Raw genomic sequence first — 14759 nt, 5'->3', positions numbered from 1 at the left:
GGTCGTTGCCGAGTGCTATTCTTGCAACCATGAAACTCATCGCAAAATGGTTGCTCAGCGCAGCCTCTCTGCTGGCCGTGGCCTACCTGTATAGCGGCGTGCAGATCCAAAGCTATTCTTCTGCATTGATCGCAGCCCTGGTCATTGGGCTTTTGAACGCCGTACTGCGGCCCGTCCTGGTGATTTTGACGCTGCCGGTGACCGTGGTGACGCTGGGGTTGTTTCTGTTTGTCATTAACGCGCTGATGTTTTGGGCTGCGGCCAGCCTGCTGGCGGGCTTTAGCGTGAGCGGCTTCGCGGCGGCGCTGATCGGCTCGCTGATCTACACGCTGCTGGGCATCGTCATCGACTCAGCGCTCCAGCGCCTGTTCCCGAACAATTGACTCCACCTGGCGGGTGCGGGTGTCCACGATGGACGCCTCGAAGTGGTCGGTTCCTTCGCCGCCCTTGCGGGCCCATTCCTGCGCAGTCTTGAAGCGGCTCAGCGCGGCCGGGTAGTCCAGCTGGGCAACACTGATCTCCGCCTGGGCGCGAATGGAGCTTAGCGTGCGGCCTTCTGCGGCATACGTGCTGGACAGCAATTGCCAGGCCTGGGCATCGCGCGGGTGGTCGGCCACCCAGGTTTGCAGGTTTTGGGAGGTAGCTGCCAAGCTGTTCACCTGGCGGGTGCTGCCTCCCGCGGGGAGTGCAGCTGTACCCAGCTGCAACTGGGCTTGCGCCATCAGGAACAGTTCGGCGCGGCTGGTGATCGCTTTGGCCGAAGCGCTGTCAGTATTCTGGAGCAGGCGAAGGGCACCAGCCCCATCGGTTTGCGCCAACTTGAGTTCCACGCCCAACAAGCGGGCCAGGCGGGATGCGGCCGCATCCTTGCGCACGCTGTCGGTCAGGCGCGACCACAAGGCCTGGGCGGCCTTGTAGTCTCGCAATTTAGTCGCGGCAAGGGTGGCGCCGTACAGGGTGCCAGCCTGCTGGGCGGAAGACAGCTTGGCCAAGTTGTCGCTCTCCGCATCAATCGACCACGTGCGCAAGGCATCGACGGTGGAATTGGACAATACCCGCGCACGGGCAGCCACCATGGCGTGGTCAGCTTCCTGCACGTTTTTGCGCGCCGTCCGAGGAGCCGGCGCTGCGGAGTCTGGGAGTTCGATACGCGACTGCATATCGGCCATGCGCTCGGTGCTCAGTGGGTGGCTGCGCAGGTAGGGGAAATTGCCCGCGTCGTTCAACCGGGACGATTGTTGCAGCTTAGCGAACATGGAGACAAAGCCCTCGGGCGCAAAACCTGCCTGGGTAGACACGGTAAAGCCCACCCGATCAGCCTCGCGCTCCATGTCACGCGAAAAGTTGAGTTGGGTCTGCGCGCTGACCGCCTGGCTGCCCGCAAGGACTGCATTGGCCGCGTTGGGGCTCTTGCTGGCTGCTAGTACACCCAGAATCATGGCACCGAGCAACCACGGCGCCTGCTGGCTCTGGCGCGTCATCATGCGGGAAATATGGCGCTGCGTGACGTGGCTCAGTTCGTGGGCCAACACAGAAGCCAATTCGTCTCGGCTGGTCACAATGCCCATCAAGCCAAGGTGCAGGCCAAAGTACGCACCGGGCAGCGCAAAGGCATTGACCGAACGGTCCTTGCCCATCAGGATTTCCCAGGCATAGGCTTCGTCCAGTTCGGGCGACAGTTCGCCGCGCTGGCGGGCAGCCGCCAGAAGTGGCTGCCAGATTCCCTGCACGTACTCCATCAACACCGCGTCGTCCAGGTAATCCGGGTCGCGGTAGAGTTCGCGGGCGATACGATCGCCCAGGCGGCGCTCGGCGCTGGGGGTCATGTCGGTGCCATCGCCGAGGTTGGGGAGGCCGGTGGTGGAGGGCGTGGTGGCTACGCTGCTTGTCTGCGCATAAACCGCCGGGACAAACCCGCTTGCTGCAATATAGATAGCAAGCTGTCCAACAACGGCGAGGGCTAGAGGATAATTTTTCTTAAGGTGTTTTTTCAAAATGGGTCCAATGGCATGGTGGCTGCCGCAGAAATTGGCTGTCGTGTCCGTTCGGATATTCAAGGTTAACTTGCGAAAACTCCCTGCTGCGTCAAGGACAGGTAAAGTTCACCCTCTCCCAGTTTGGGCCATCCCCGCTATTTTGAAGACTCCAAAGTGCAGAACCTTACCCATTTTGATGCCCAGGGCCAAGCCCACATGGTCGATGTGGCCGGCAAGCAAGCCACCCACAGGATCGCTAGGGCCAGCGGGCGCATAGAGATGTTGCCCACGACCTTGGCCTTGATCGAATCGGGCAACGCAAAGAAGGGCGATGTGCTGGGCATAGCTCGCATTGCTGGGATCCAGGGTGCCAAGAAGACCAGCGACCTCATCCCTCTGTGCCATCCTATTGCCCTGACCCGTGTGGCGGTGGAGTTCACCATCGCTCAAGCCACGGAAACCCAGTCCGCTCATGTGCAGTGCGATGTCACCGCGGAAACCGTCGGCTCCACCGGCGTGGAAATGGAAGCGCTGACTGCCGTGCAGGTCGCCCTGCTCACCATCTACGACATGTGCAAGGCCGTTGACCGCGGCATGGTCATCACAGAGGTCAAGCTGTTGGAAAAACATGGGGGCAAGTCAGGGAGTTTTGTGGCTGACTGAAGTTGCTTGCCTCGCATAACATACTGCGACGAACACAACCCCTCAATTACGATATCGACCTCGTCGGTACTCCACAAGCATATTGTCGTCCGTAATAATCTCGGGGACTCGCCCTAGTTTCTTGAGGTCGTCCTCAATCATCACAAACGGCGTGCTTGCAAACTTCTGGATTTGAAGCGAGTCAGCCTTGAAAGCAGGTTTACCGTCAATCGTCACATCTCTTAGCTTCTCCCACGTCACGGGTGCGCTGACTGCCTGAAAACAATTCCAGTCTGCTGCATAAATAAAATTCTCATACCGCCTCACCTGCGGAAACACTTGCGTCGCCGTGTAAAACGCATCGACCGAACCCGTGGCGTTGAAAGTCAAAACGCCTTGGGGAGACAAGTGTTGCTGCAATAGTCGCATCATTTCCTGTGATAGCAGCATGCTGCTATTGGAACGCCAATGCCAAGTGGTGTTCATCAAAATGATGTCATAGCGCTCCTGCGAATGGAATTGCAGCCATCGCCTTGCATCATCCGCATGTAATTTAACTCGGGGATCTTGCAGCGCACGCGCTTGGGGAGGAAAGGCTTGTGCCATTTGCATGTAGCCTGGGTTGATTTCAATGACATCTATATCCTTGATACCAGGAAATCCCTCCAGTACCGTCAACCAAGAGCCGATTGACAAACCGATGACAAGCGCTCGCTTTGCGCCGGGCTGCAATATATGCATTGCCATCGGACGCTGAAGCCCGTTGGTGTTGCGCTCTATATCAACATTTACTTTGCCGTCGTACACATTCCCACCATAGACGCCAAAATCCACAAAACGCGACGTCCTTGTCAAAACTACATCTTCCTTTGAAATTGCAATGATCCCATGTCGGTTCTCTAGCACCGCGTGAACTTTTTTTGGTCCGAAACTTGAAAATTCACGGGCAAATGAATTCGGGTCTTGTAAGCTCTGTCGCCCTATCGCCAACAAGACCATGCATGTCATCAACACCCCGACTGCCCAAGCTCGCCCGAACGTCATTTTGTAAAGCCAGATGGAGAAAACAGCAATAACTACCAGCACGCAGCCCAATAAGAAGAAGACCTGTGAGACGGTAAAGATGTCCAGCAAGATATAACCCGTAACAAGGGGGCCAATGGCAGCGCCCATCACATTGAGTAAGTACACCTTTGAAAAGTGTTTGCCTTTTTGCGTCCCACTCCACGCAGAATCCTTCGGAGTTCCTAAATGGTGGGTAATAGGGAAAAGCACAGACAAGCCCGCCGCCGTCACAAACATACCCAACGGCGCGGACAAATCGCTCAAAATAAATTCCCCGGACAGCATATACGCCTGCGGAGCCAAAACGGCTAACACGGCGCAAATGCATAGCGTGACCACACTGTGCCTCTCAATATCGGAGTGATCATTCAACCGGCAGATGCGCTTACCCAATTGTGCGCCAGCAGCAATGCCCAGCAGGTACACCGTCAAAACGAAGCCAAACGCCTGAGGCGTGCTCTGGTTTGCATAACCGTACAACCGTACCCAGGCAATTTCTAGCGATAGGCTACAAAAGCCCGTCCAAAAGCTGATGAATCTTGCGGCTCTAATATTTGTCATATCAAATGCGCCCTAACTGAAATGATTTTTTGCGCCTTTGAATCCAGTAGGCAATGATCGCGCAGCCACAGCAAAGCAAATTGGTAGCAGCAGCGCTGTAGGCGCTTATACGCAGGCCATACTGCATGAATAACACGGCTCCCACCATCCATGTGCCAAATGCTGCGCCAAGCGTATTGAAAAAGTAAAGCATCCCAACCGAGACACCAACATTTTCGCGGGTTTCGTCAAATTCCACTGTGAGAAGTGGAAGTGTGGTTCCCATGATCGAGGTGGGCACCAATAGCAAAATCATGGCCACGGCACAGATGCTCCAATAACTCCAGCCCAACGCATTCAGGCTCGGCAAAAAACCCAGCAGCAAAGGACTACTGACACCAATGATGCTCAGCATTAGCTCCGCTGCCGCGTACCATTGCACCCTTTGTTGCGGGTAATGGTCGGCCAGCCAACCGCCTGCGGCGCCTCCTAAACCAATGCCCAGCATGAATGTGGAGACAATCAGCGTGACCGAATCAATGTCCACCCCGAGGCCGTTGAACAGATAGCGCTGCCAGACCAACTGATACACCAAGGCAGCGCTGCCAGAAGCAAAGAACGTCAAAAGCAGCAAAAGAGAGATGAGTCGATTCATAGTTTCAAAGGGCTTTCGCTAGATGTCGTGGGGCAGATATTCGGCATTGGTCGGCTTGCTTTGCAATCTGAAAGTCGACCCAGAGCATATCGGGTGACACGACCATTTGAGGGTGCGCTAAAACTGGAGCGCTCAGGAAACTCGGGGCGCTACCGGTCTGCATTGCATTTTCCGAGGCTAGGCCCTCCATTAAATCCAGCATAGTTCTGTACACCGCCTGGGTGGTGTAAGGTTGGTTCACATGTGCGGCCAACTGTGGCAATACTGCCGGATATTGGGTACGGTACTCGGCGCTGAGCCACACCAATGCCGGTACTTCATAGGCTCGCGCCATCGTGCGATTGAGCGCGTTTGTCTTGCAGTCCGGCGCTGACAAACCTTGCCCGTGGTCCGAGACATACACAAGCACTGCCGATCGCCCCAATGCCTCCAAGGAACCAATCACTTCCTCAAGCACGAAATCGGTGTAGAGCACGCTGTTGCGATAGGCATTGTGGATTGCTTCTGGGGTACCCGCGTTCGCTTCCTGCAGGACACTCTGTTGTAGAGATGGTTGAAAACGGTCGAATTCCTTTGGGTAACGGTGCGCGAACTGGAAATGACTCCCCATGGTGTGGAGCACTACAAAAACTTTGGAGGACTGCTGCAAGTGCCTGCGCAACACAGGCAGCAATACATCATCATAGGAGCCAGGGCGGGCAAATGTTGAAGGGTTAAAAAATGCCACTCTCTGTGCTTCTTTTGCGTAGATCGCCACTGGGCCGTCGTATTTCCCACCCGAGGTTTGGTTCGAGAGCCAAGCTGTTCGAAAGCCCGACCGCTGAGCGATCTGAATGATGGAAGACGTGGCGTTGGGGTTAGCCTTGCCATCAGGCCAATACAAGGGTTGATCCGTCAGGATACTGGGCACTGCATAGCGGGTAGCGTTTGACTGAGCCACAACATTCGTAAACGGAATCAGACCTTGATCTTTCAAAAGTCTAGTCTGTAACCGAGGGGTAGTTGGTGCGGAGGCAGGACTGAACAATTGCCAATCTTCCCGACTTGACGACTCGCCCAAAACCAACACCACGACCTCCGGCCCCGTTGTGCCGGGCTTGAAGTGCAAAGCCTGCGTACTGCTGCTCATCTTTGCTATGGCAGTTTGCACAACACGCTGCTCAGCAGCATGCTGTTTGTAGGCCCATCCCAATTCGTAGGGGTAAGCCCACGCCAAGTCCGAGGCGGATTGAGATTGTCCGCTCTGGAACAGATCTGAAACACCAGAGCCAGATTCACGCGCGGTCAAAACAAACGCTGGCACCGGCGAAGAGATTGCATTGAAAAAAATTGCCATCGCAAGAGCAGGAGCGCCGAAGACCAAGCGTTGCTTTGTCGACCAACTGCATTGCGGGCGATGCCTTAGCCAAATATAGACTGCATAGAACACGCCATTTAGGGCTACAAACAATGCATAGAAGGCCCACGGCAACGTCAGAAAGAACTCCATCAATTCACGCGGCGTGCTTTCTAGGAAGATCCCTACCAATGAACTAGTGATAGGCGTAATGTTTACAAAGCGAACCGCCAGTGAAACGGGCATCCACCACAGGCAGGAAACCCACAACACCAGCCAGGAACGCGAAAACTTCGAGAACAAGCTGAAATACAAGGCCGTCAAGCACAAGCACTTGCGCAATCGCTCTTCCAAATCAATGTGGTAAGTAGTAGGGTACTGCACCCGTTCCCACGGCAGCATGTTCGGTAGATTCACTATAAGAATCAACGTCAAGAGCACCCACCAACTGACTGACGCATTTGAACCAATAGGCGCAGTCGACCCCGGCCAGAAACGCTTCTTCCAAAAACTCACAAGAATCCTATCTATAGAGATTCGTATTTCAGACGACCAGCCTAGCCACTTAGAAAGGGAATCCAACAGGGTGCTGAATGACCGGGCGATTATGCCCACACGCAGAAATGGCCAAGCGCGACGGAAGTTAGCAGTTGTGCGTTCAATCTTCAGCGACACGTTATGGAGTTTCATGGCGAGATGACGCTCTCGCCCAAGCTACCTGTTCCTGCGGGAAGGCTGCCTTAAACCTTTGCAAGTAGTACAACGCCTCGTCATACTGCCCCAACAGAGTGGCACTCTCGACGATTTTTTCGACCACTCGAGGCTCTGGTGAAAAATGGAGTAGTCGCTTTGCCATGCCGTTGAGCTGCGAAGCATTCTCTGCCGTGAGCGGCGTAGTGGTAAGTTCGGCAAATTGCACCTCTTTTTGAAACAACCAGGAACTGCGCACCTTCTCCAGGGTGTCGTCGCGGTAGGCTATTGCGCGGTCGGCTTGCTGCAGGTACAACTGACTGACGCGCCAGTAGCCCCAAGCCACAAATGTCAAAACTGCTATTAAAACAATAGCGCTATATCCACTTTTTACGGAGGCTAACACATGAAAATCCGCAGCGCTATTTGTGGAACGGGCTTGCGTGGGCCACAAGAGCCACATGCTCAGACCCACACCCATCTGAAACGGGCCGTACCAAAGCGGATACTCCAACATGCTGTGCAGGCCAATGACGGCAAGCACACCCCAGGCCATTTGACGGGTAGGGTCTGTCTCGCGCCAGGGCTTGGCCCGCGCGACACACCATACCACCATAGCGCAAAACGCGGTCGCAAACGGCATGCCCAATTCCACCGCCAGATGCAGCGGCAAGTTGTGTGCATTGTCCAAAATATCGCAGAAGCGCTCCGCAGGGTACAGCGTGATGAAGTGCGCATAGCTTAGCTCGCCCCAGCCCCAACCCAACCACGGTTTTTGGGCGATCAACGTCAGCACGTTAGACCACAAAACCCGACGACTGTTACAGCCCTGCGCGTCGGCCAAACGACCAAACAAACCGCCGCTGGTCACCCCTGTCACCGCCGTCAGCAGCCAGGGCAGCGTCAGCACCGCGATGAAGTAGACGAACAAGGCCTGCGCAGCAAACACCGATTGTCGCCCCTGTCCATGCAGGGCAGGCCGCCCCCACCATGCGGTGAACAGCACAATCAGCAACCACTGAAACAACCCCGTGCGCGAGCTGCTAACCGCATTGCCAACGGCCAGCAGCACCATCACCAGTTGAGCAAACCCGGGTAGACGCCAAACGCGGCTACCGGGCGCCTGCGCACCCAGCTGGGTTTCGAGGGCTATGAGCGCTATCAGGCCAATGCTGGTCAGGGTAGCAAAGTGGTTGCGCTGGCGCAAATTGCCAAAAGCCTCACCGGCATGGGTCAGGCTAACCCATGGACTCAATGTATGAGCCCATCCAAAATATTGCACCAGCCCAAACGCCGCACTAATACTTGCAGCCAGCACCCAAGCTGTAGCAGTCAGTTCGGCAGGGGGGATACGACGCATTAGCAACAGGTTGGCCGTACAAAAAGCAGATATCAGCCATGGCAAGACACCGGGCGCAGGCCCTGATGTGAACGGGTTGAGCCAGGGCAAGACCAGCAGCAGCCCCATGAACCATAGGTGCAGACGACCGTAGTTCAGCGCCCTAGCGGCACTGTGCAGGGGCATATTTTGCGAGCATAGTGCCGACTGCTGGCGGTGTGCCAGTGCTAAGCGTGGTTCCTACTACGCGTGTGGCAGAAGTGCAGGCCCAAACGACGTCTCCCACGATGGGCGGAACTGCTGCTAGCGCTGTTGCCAGGGTTATGGCATTGCCTGCCCCGGCTGCGGTTTGCACATATGGCGATAGCAACAACAAATTTTGAGTCGCACCAACACCCACGCTGTTGGCCCGATAGGTAATAGAGATAACGCCGGTTTGAGCAGCAGCACCAGCACCAGGGCAAGCGGCGGCGGCGGCCACTGCGCCGACACAAACCGAGGTCACGTATTTGCTGTTTGCGCCAGAGCCCCCGGCTTGAATATTCCAGTTGTCAGTTGCTCGCAACAAGTCTGCCGGCGTGTTGATGCTGTCGCCCGCCACAGCCAACTTTGCGCCCGCACCGATCAAAAAGCCTTCGGTTACACGCGTGCGCACTGTGTAGTCTTGATAGGCAGGCAAAGCGACCGCAGCCAAAATACCAATAATGGCAACCACGATCATCATTTCGACCAGGGTAAATCCGTTGTACATTACGCGTTTCATTGCAAACCCCTTGGTTGGAAATTGTCGAATAGTGCCCGTATTCGCATTTACATAATACAGCCTTGGGAGCTGCCCGCTCAATACCCGTCGCCGCGCAGAAAACCCTGAATCTGTCCCTGCTTGTCGAGTATGGCCACCCAGTCTTGTCGACCCATGACAGGCAAATACAGCCACTGGGCCATGTCGGCACCGAGCTCGGTGGCCAGAGCGCGTGCGTTCGCGGCTTGTGAGGGTTGCTTTTGCAAAAACACTGCTAGCGGTTTCGCACGTGATAGCGCCTTTAGCGCCGCAGCACCTTCGTAAAGTAGGTAGAACTCAGGCCGTTCGGCAAAGTCGCGTCCGCCCTGAAGCGACTCAAACAATACCGTCTTCCTCTCCTCAGCATCTTTAGGTTCGCGTAGTGCCACCGTGACCGGTCCCGAAAACCAGCCCGGTTGCAGCGCCGCCGGCAACCCTGCGATGGAAGCTCCGCGCAGATCAGGCGCCGCCACCACTTTGAAACGGTCTACCTCTTGCACCAGAAACAAGGGCCGTGCCTGCCACACGGTCCACAACCCATAGCCCATGGCGGCCAATTGGATCAGCACCACCAGTCCCAGATCGCGCCACAGCTCGCTACGCGGCTTTGCAGGGTTGTACAACACCAGGGTCAACAAAGGCCCGCACACCACATCCACTGAGACAATCAACAAAAACAACTCTCGACCACCCGACAATTCGCGGTAGGGAAACGGGTACCACAGACCAAATACCAGCCCGGCCGCGAACGCTGCGAACACTAGACTACACAGCAAGTGAAGGCTGGCAGCCTTGAGGGCGGCTGAGGCGCGAGGTGGGAGGTTCATACGGCTGAAGGCAATTTCCAGGGGATAGGCGTTCAAAAAATAGAGCGCCAAGGCGCTCTATTGCGATTGCGTCACGATCCGCAGGGTGTGGGCGCTATCAGCGGCATGCTGAAGGCGCAAACTTGGCTGCCAAGGTGCCTGGAGTGATGCCGGTCATGTTCTGCGCATTAGCGGAAGTTTGACTTTGCGAGGCACATCCCCAGTCCAGCACGCCGCCAGCGGGTGGAGTAGCGGCCAAATCTGTACCCAGCTGGACGGCGGCCGATGCGCTGGTTGAAGTACCTGCCACTGTGCGGCGGAAAGGCGCCAAGACCAACGTGCCAGAAGTACCCAGAGTGCTCGCAATAAAGGTGACCGTAATTTCACCTTGCGTCGCGCCAGCGGCTCCATTCATGTTGACCGATGAGACATATTTACTGTTGACGCCGGTGCCCGCCGCTCCACCGTTTTGCGTATTCCAAGTGGTTGCCGTCGTGGTCAGTTCACTCGCAGTCGAACCGTCGGTTCCAACTTGTTGCTTAGCAGACTCGGCAAGGTTCAAACCTTCCGTTACGCGAGCGCGAATGGTGTAGTCCTGATAGGCGGGCAAAGCCACAGCGGCCAAAATACCGATGATTGCGACCACGATCATCAATTCGATCAGGGTAAAACCCTTCTGCAGAGAATGCTTCATATGAAACTCCTTGGTTGATGGAGAAATGCCTATTAATTCAGCAAGCTCCGTGCCAGGCGCTCTAGAGCCTTAATTCTCACGCAGCCTCGGGAATAGTGACAAAAGTAGCACAACGTTGGAGCAAGTTTTGGTGGGATAGCATGCGGCGTGACACTAGCGTCACGCTTCTACTAAAACAGGTCAATCAACTTGAACGCCACAAAGAAAAAAAGAGCGCCGAAGCGCTCTTTTTCAATATTCTCACAACCCGCAAGCTGCGGGGTGTTATTAGCGGCAAGCTGAGGGTGCGTATTTGGCTGCCAAGGAGCCTGGAGTGATGCCGGTCATGTTCTGCGCATTGGCGGAAGCTTGGGTAAGTGAAGCACATCCCCAATCCAGCACGCCACCTGCGGGTGGAGTAGCGGCCAAATCTGTACCCAGTTTGACGGCGGCCGATGCGCTGGTTGAAGTACCTGCCACTGTGCGGCGGAAAGGCGCCAAGACCAAGGTGCCAGAAGTACCCAGAGTGGACGCAATAAAGGTAACAATAATTTCACCTTGCGTCGCGCCAGGGGCTCCAGTCATGTTGACAGATGAGACATATTTACTGTTGACGCCGGTTCCAGCCGCACCACCGTTTTGCGCATTCCAAGTGGTCGCCAACGTGGTCAGGTCGGTCGCAGTCGTACCGTCGGTTCCTACTTGTGACTTAGCAGACTCGGCAAGGCTCAAACCTTCCGTTACGCGAGCGCGGATGGTGTAGTCCTGATAGGCAGGCAAAGCCACAGCAGCCAAAATGCCGATGATCGCGACCACGATCATCAGTTCGATTAGGGTAAAACCCTGTTGCAGAGAACGCTTCATATGAAACTCCTTGGTGAAAAGTTGAACTAACAATAACTGTTTAGCAGCATTCGTGCCAGGGGTTTCAGGTCTTCAAACGGCGGTTAGCTACCGCAATTGCGACAAAAGCGGAGTAAACCATGGGCAATTTTTGGCGCAACATTGTTTGGCATGACACTATTGTCATGTTCTCTATAACTACTTGATACACACCTGCCGAACCATCTTCAAATCCGTCAGGCCCATCATGACCTTTTCCATGCCGTCCATCTTCAGGGTCCGCATGCCGCCCTCGACGGCAGACGCAAAGAGCTCGGCTACCCGGGCGCGTTCCTGGATGAGCTTCTTGACACCGTCGTCGGCCACCAATAGTTCATGCAAGCCGATACGCCCTTTGTACCCGGTCTTGTTGCACTTGTCGCAACCGACGGCCTTGTACAGTTTGACCTTGCCATCTTCCCCATAGGTCTTGAGCCAGCTGTCTTCCAGCTTTTTACGCTCACCTTCCAGATCGGCCTTCCATGCTTTGGAATGGCGCAACTCCTCCGCATACTCAGTCAAGAATAGCTTGAACTCGTCTGCGTTGGGCACGTAGGCGGCCTTGCAATCGCACAGCTTCTTGGCTAGCCGTTGCGCCAGGATGCCGAGCAGCGCATCCGCAAAGTTAAAAGGGTCCATGCCCATGTCCATCAAGCGCGTAATGGATTCAGGCGCCGAGTTGGTGTGCAGCGTAGAGAAAACCAGGTGGCCTGTGAGCGAGGCCTCCACGCCCATGGAAACCGTTTCCTTGTCGCGAGACTCGCCGACCATGATGATGTCGGGGTCGGCCCGCAAGAAAGCCCGCATGATCAGCGCAAAGTCGATACCGGCCTTTTTGTTGATCTGAACCTGGCGAAGGCCCTTTTGGGTAATTTCAACCGGGTCTTCCGCCGTCCAGATTTTGGTGTCTGGGGTATTGAGAAACTTGAGGATAGAGTGCAGGGTGGTCGTCTTGCCCGAACCGGTGGGGCCGCATACGTAGAACAGGCCATAGGGCTTGCTAACCGTCGCCTCGAGCCGCTCCTTGTTGTGGGGGGTAAGGCCCAACTTATCCATGGGGATAGGTTCGCCAGCCGCCAGAATTCGCATGACCACGTCTTCCACGCCGCCAGCGGACGGAATGGTGGCGACCCGCAATTCAATGTCCAGCGGGCCGTACTTCTTGAATTTTATTTTGCCGTCTTGCGGCTTGCGGCGCTCGGAAATATCCAGATCGCACATGATCTTCAGCCGCGTGACCATGGCCGAGCGAAAGTGGGCGGGCACTTCCACATAAGGCACCAGGCTTCCGTCAATGCGAAAGCGGATGCCTGTTTTAAACTTGCCCGGCATGGGCTCTATATGGATGTCAGACACTTTCTGGTTGTAGGCATCGATGATGACTTTGTTGACAAACTTGACCAGTTCGTTATCCGCAGCCGCGGACTCCAGAGAATCATCGTTGGAGCCGTCATCAATAGGCCCGCCATCCATATCGGCCAACAGCTGATCGATGGTACTGGTGTCGGCGACGGCACCAAAGAGTTGGGCGAGCGTCTCCAGAAACTCGGTCTGCGTGGTTACCCGGTAGGAGAATTTCGCAATACGCGGGAATACCTGTGGCACCACGCGTGAGCCGCGCACGGCCTCGGGGTCCATGCACATGATGACCAGCCCTTCCGGTGACTCTTCAAGCGGAATCCAACCCTGCTCTTCAATGAAGTCACGTTTGAGCGAGCCATGCAGCATTTCCGAACGGATACGCCCACTGTTGAACGCCTCGTACTGCACGCCAAAAAACTTTGCGAGTGAGGGACCGATTTGAAGCGGTCTAATCTTGTACTGCGCCATGAGCAGGTGCTCAACGGACTTACCCTCTGATCGCGCATCCGAGATGCACTGGCCCAACTCTTCATCCGTCAGCAGGCCATCGGCCACCAGGGCGTCATACTTGGTGGCCTTTTTTGGCGGAGCGACTGTCGCCCCATTGGCGCGCTGCCGTATGGCAGTGGCCAGCGTTTTACACAGTTCGGAGACGCCGTCGACCTCTAGGTCACCAAAGGGCTCGTCACTCTTGTTGTTGATGACCTGCAATACACCATGCAGGGTCTTGCCTTCCAGAATGGGAGCTACCAGCATTTGCTTGGTGCGGTAGCCCGAGCGTTTGTCGACCACTTTCAGAAAAGTCAGAGCCGGGTGGATCTGTTTGAGGGCCTCGTCGTCGTACACATCCGGCAAGTTCAGCGATGTGCGACTGAATGCCACATACCCTGCGATGCTTTGCGGTGAGATGGGCAGTTTCAGGTCGCTGCTGCTATTGAGTCCAGTCTTGATCTTGGAAACAATAGCACTCTGGTCTTCATTAACCGCGTACAAAGTCAGCCGATCCGCGTTCAACAATTTACAGATATCCTGACTGGCCTCGAGCATGATCTGCTCCAGGTTTTCGGTGTCGTGAATACGGGCAGTAACGTGGTGCAGTTGCCTATAGAACAGGGCTTCGAAGGTCATACCCCGTTTTTGAGACGGCTGCTTCTGCGATTCAAAAAAAGCTTGTTCGGATGCCTTGTCCGATGCGCCCGGCGTCACTACGGCGCTCATATATCAAACTCCTGACCAGCATGCATTCTTCGGATGTCGTGGGTAACGTTGGGGCCAAATGGTTGGGTTTGGTCAAACCGTTGTATCTCGGCCATGATGAGTTCTGTCTCTGCAGGTTTGGTGTGGGTGATATAGATAGGGTAGTTTTTGCCCTTGGCTATGCAATCCAGTTCGTTTGCCAGCACTGTTGGAGACAAATGCAAACTGCGTTTGGCAAGGTCCTTTTCGCGGTTGCTGAATGCAGTTTCTATGACTAGCATGGCAACGTTGAGTTGGTTGACGCGATCCCAAAACGCCTGGTTTCGCTCAGTGTCCCCGGTAAACACCCAGCAACCATGTCCGGATGTGATCGCAAAGCCGGCTGCTGGCACCGTATGCACAGCCGGTAGAACTTCAACATACTTGTCCGATAACTGTATTGTTTGCCCTACCTTGATTTCATGAAAGCTGATAAAGGGTGCCTCTGGCGTTGGGATACGGGAAAAGTCCGGCCAGATGACGTTGTTGAAGATATGAGCCCTGAGGGCTTGAATCGTTCCCGCCAGGGCATGAACTTTTAACGGCGTCTTGCGCTGCGCTGCGATGGCATCAACCATGAGCGGCAGAGCAGCTACGTGGTCCAAGTGGGAGTGTGTCAAGAGCACATGGTCGATGCCACGCATTTCATCCAGCGTCAGATCCCCAACCCCGGTCCCCGCATCGACGAGGATTTCGCCATCAATGAGGAACGATGTAGTCCTACAGTCTTTGGCGATGGCCCCAGAGCATCCTAGTACACGAACTTTCACGGCGCA

Annotated in this window: 13 protein-coding genes; 2 read left to right on the top strand and 11 right to left on the bottom strand. The window is 55.5% G+C overall.

Annotated features, from left to right (window positions below; genetic code table 11):
• Positions 1 to 29: 29 nt before the first annotated feature.
• Positions 30 to 383: a phage holin family protein gene (locus AC097P_RS04845; protein ID WP_479609222.1), complete on the top strand. Its 354-nt coding sequence runs from the start codon at positions 30 to 32 to the stop codon at positions 381 to 383.
• On the opposite strand, the gene AC097P_RS04840 is transcribed toward AC097P_RS04845, so the two are convergent.
• On the bottom strand, positions 351 to 1826 hold the full coding sequence (locus AC097P_RS04840; RefSeq protein WP_479609469.1) for a M48 family metalloprotease: 1476 nt from the start codon (positions 1824 to 1826) through the stop codon (positions 351 to 353). The genes AC097P_RS04845 and AC097P_RS04840 overlap by 33 nt on opposite strands.
• Before the next feature lie 324 nt (positions 1827 to 2150).
• On the opposite strand from AC097P_RS04840, the gene moaC reads away from it, so the two are divergent.
• Positions 2151 to 2639, top strand: coding sequence for a cyclic pyranopterin monophosphate synthase MoaC (gene moaC / locus AC097P_RS04835; RefSeq protein ID WP_479609221.1), 489 nt, complete (start codon positions 2151 to 2153; stop codon positions 2637 to 2639).
• Positions 2640 to 2681: 42 nt separating this feature from the next.
• Here the strand turns inward: moaC and AC097P_RS04830 are convergent, their stop codons facing one another.
• The 10 genes from AC097P_RS04830 to AC097P_RS04785 all read right to left on the bottom strand — a co-directional run bounded on the left by AC097P_RS04830 (position 2682) and on the right by AC097P_RS04785 (position 14753).
• Positions 2682 to 4244 (bottom strand): spermidine synthase, encoded by a 1563-nt coding sequence (locus AC097P_RS04830; protein WP_479609220.1) that lies wholly within the window; start codon positions 4242 to 4244, stop codon positions 2682 to 2684.
• A gap of 1 nt (position 4245) precedes the next feature.
• The gene (locus AC097P_RS04825; protein ID WP_479609219.1) at positions 4246 to 4878 is read right to left on the bottom strand and encodes a fused MFS/spermidine synthase; all 633 of its coding nucleotides are present in this window, start codon (positions 4876 to 4878) and stop codon (positions 4246 to 4248) included.
• A 4-nt stretch (positions 4879 to 4882) separates the two neighbouring features.
• Positions 4883 to 6904 carry a phosphoethanolamine transferase gene (locus tag AC097P_RS04820; protein WP_479609218.1) on the bottom strand — a complete coding sequence of 674 codons (2022 nt, stop codon included), beginning with the start codon at positions 6902 to 6904 and terminating at the stop codon, positions 4883 to 4885.
• Positions 6891 to 8429 (bottom strand): PglL family O-oligosaccharyltransferase, encoded by a 1539-nt coding sequence (locus tag AC097P_RS04815; protein WP_479609217.1) that lies wholly within the window; start codon positions 8427 to 8429, stop codon positions 6891 to 6893. Before AC097P_RS04815 ends, AC097P_RS04820 begins: the two co-directional genes overlap by 14 nt.
• On the bottom strand, positions 8407 to 9087 hold the full coding sequence (locus AC097P_RS04810; protein WP_479609216.1) for a pilin: 681 nt from the start codon (positions 9085 to 9087) through the stop codon (positions 8407 to 8409). The genes AC097P_RS04815 and AC097P_RS04810 overlap by 23 nt, the downstream gene beginning before the upstream one ends.
• Positions 9084 to 9851 carry a TfpX/TfpZ family type IV pilin accessory protein gene (tfpZ, locus tag AC097P_RS04805; RefSeq protein WP_479609215.1) on the bottom strand — a complete coding sequence of 256 codons (768 nt, stop codon included), beginning with the start codon at positions 9849 to 9851 and terminating at the stop codon, positions 9084 to 9086. Before tfpZ ends, AC097P_RS04810 begins: the two co-directional genes overlap by 4 nt.
• A 97-nt stretch (positions 9852 to 9948) precedes the next feature.
• Positions 9949 to 10524 (bottom strand): pilin, encoded by a 576-nt coding sequence (locus tag AC097P_RS04800; protein WP_479609214.1) that lies wholly within the window; start codon positions 10522 to 10524, stop codon positions 9949 to 9951.
• A 267-nt stretch (positions 10525 to 10791) separates the two neighbouring features.
• Complete coding sequence (locus AC097P_RS04795; protein ID WP_479609213.1) at positions 10792 to 11367, bottom strand: pilin; 576 nt, start codon at positions 11365 to 11367, stop codon at positions 10792 to 10794.
• 177 nt (positions 11368 to 11544) lie between these two features.
• Complete coding sequence (locus tag AC097P_RS04790) at positions 11545 to 13965, bottom strand: GspE/PulE family protein (RefSeq protein WP_479609212.1); 2421 nt, start codon at positions 13963 to 13965, stop codon at positions 11545 to 11547.
• Entirely contained in the window at positions 13962 to 14753 is a 792-nt protein-coding gene (locus tag AC097P_RS04785; protein ID WP_479609211.1) for a 3',5'-cyclic-nucleotide phosphodiesterase, read from the bottom strand. The genes AC097P_RS04790 and AC097P_RS04785 overlap by 4 nt, the downstream gene beginning before the upstream one ends.
• Positions 14754 to 14759: the final 6 nt, after the last annotated feature.

The organism is Rhodoferax sp. ZS1R8, assembly GCF_056521325.1.
Note: the sequence above shows the minus strand (reverse complement) of the source record. Positions and strands in the feature narration are given on the sequence as shown.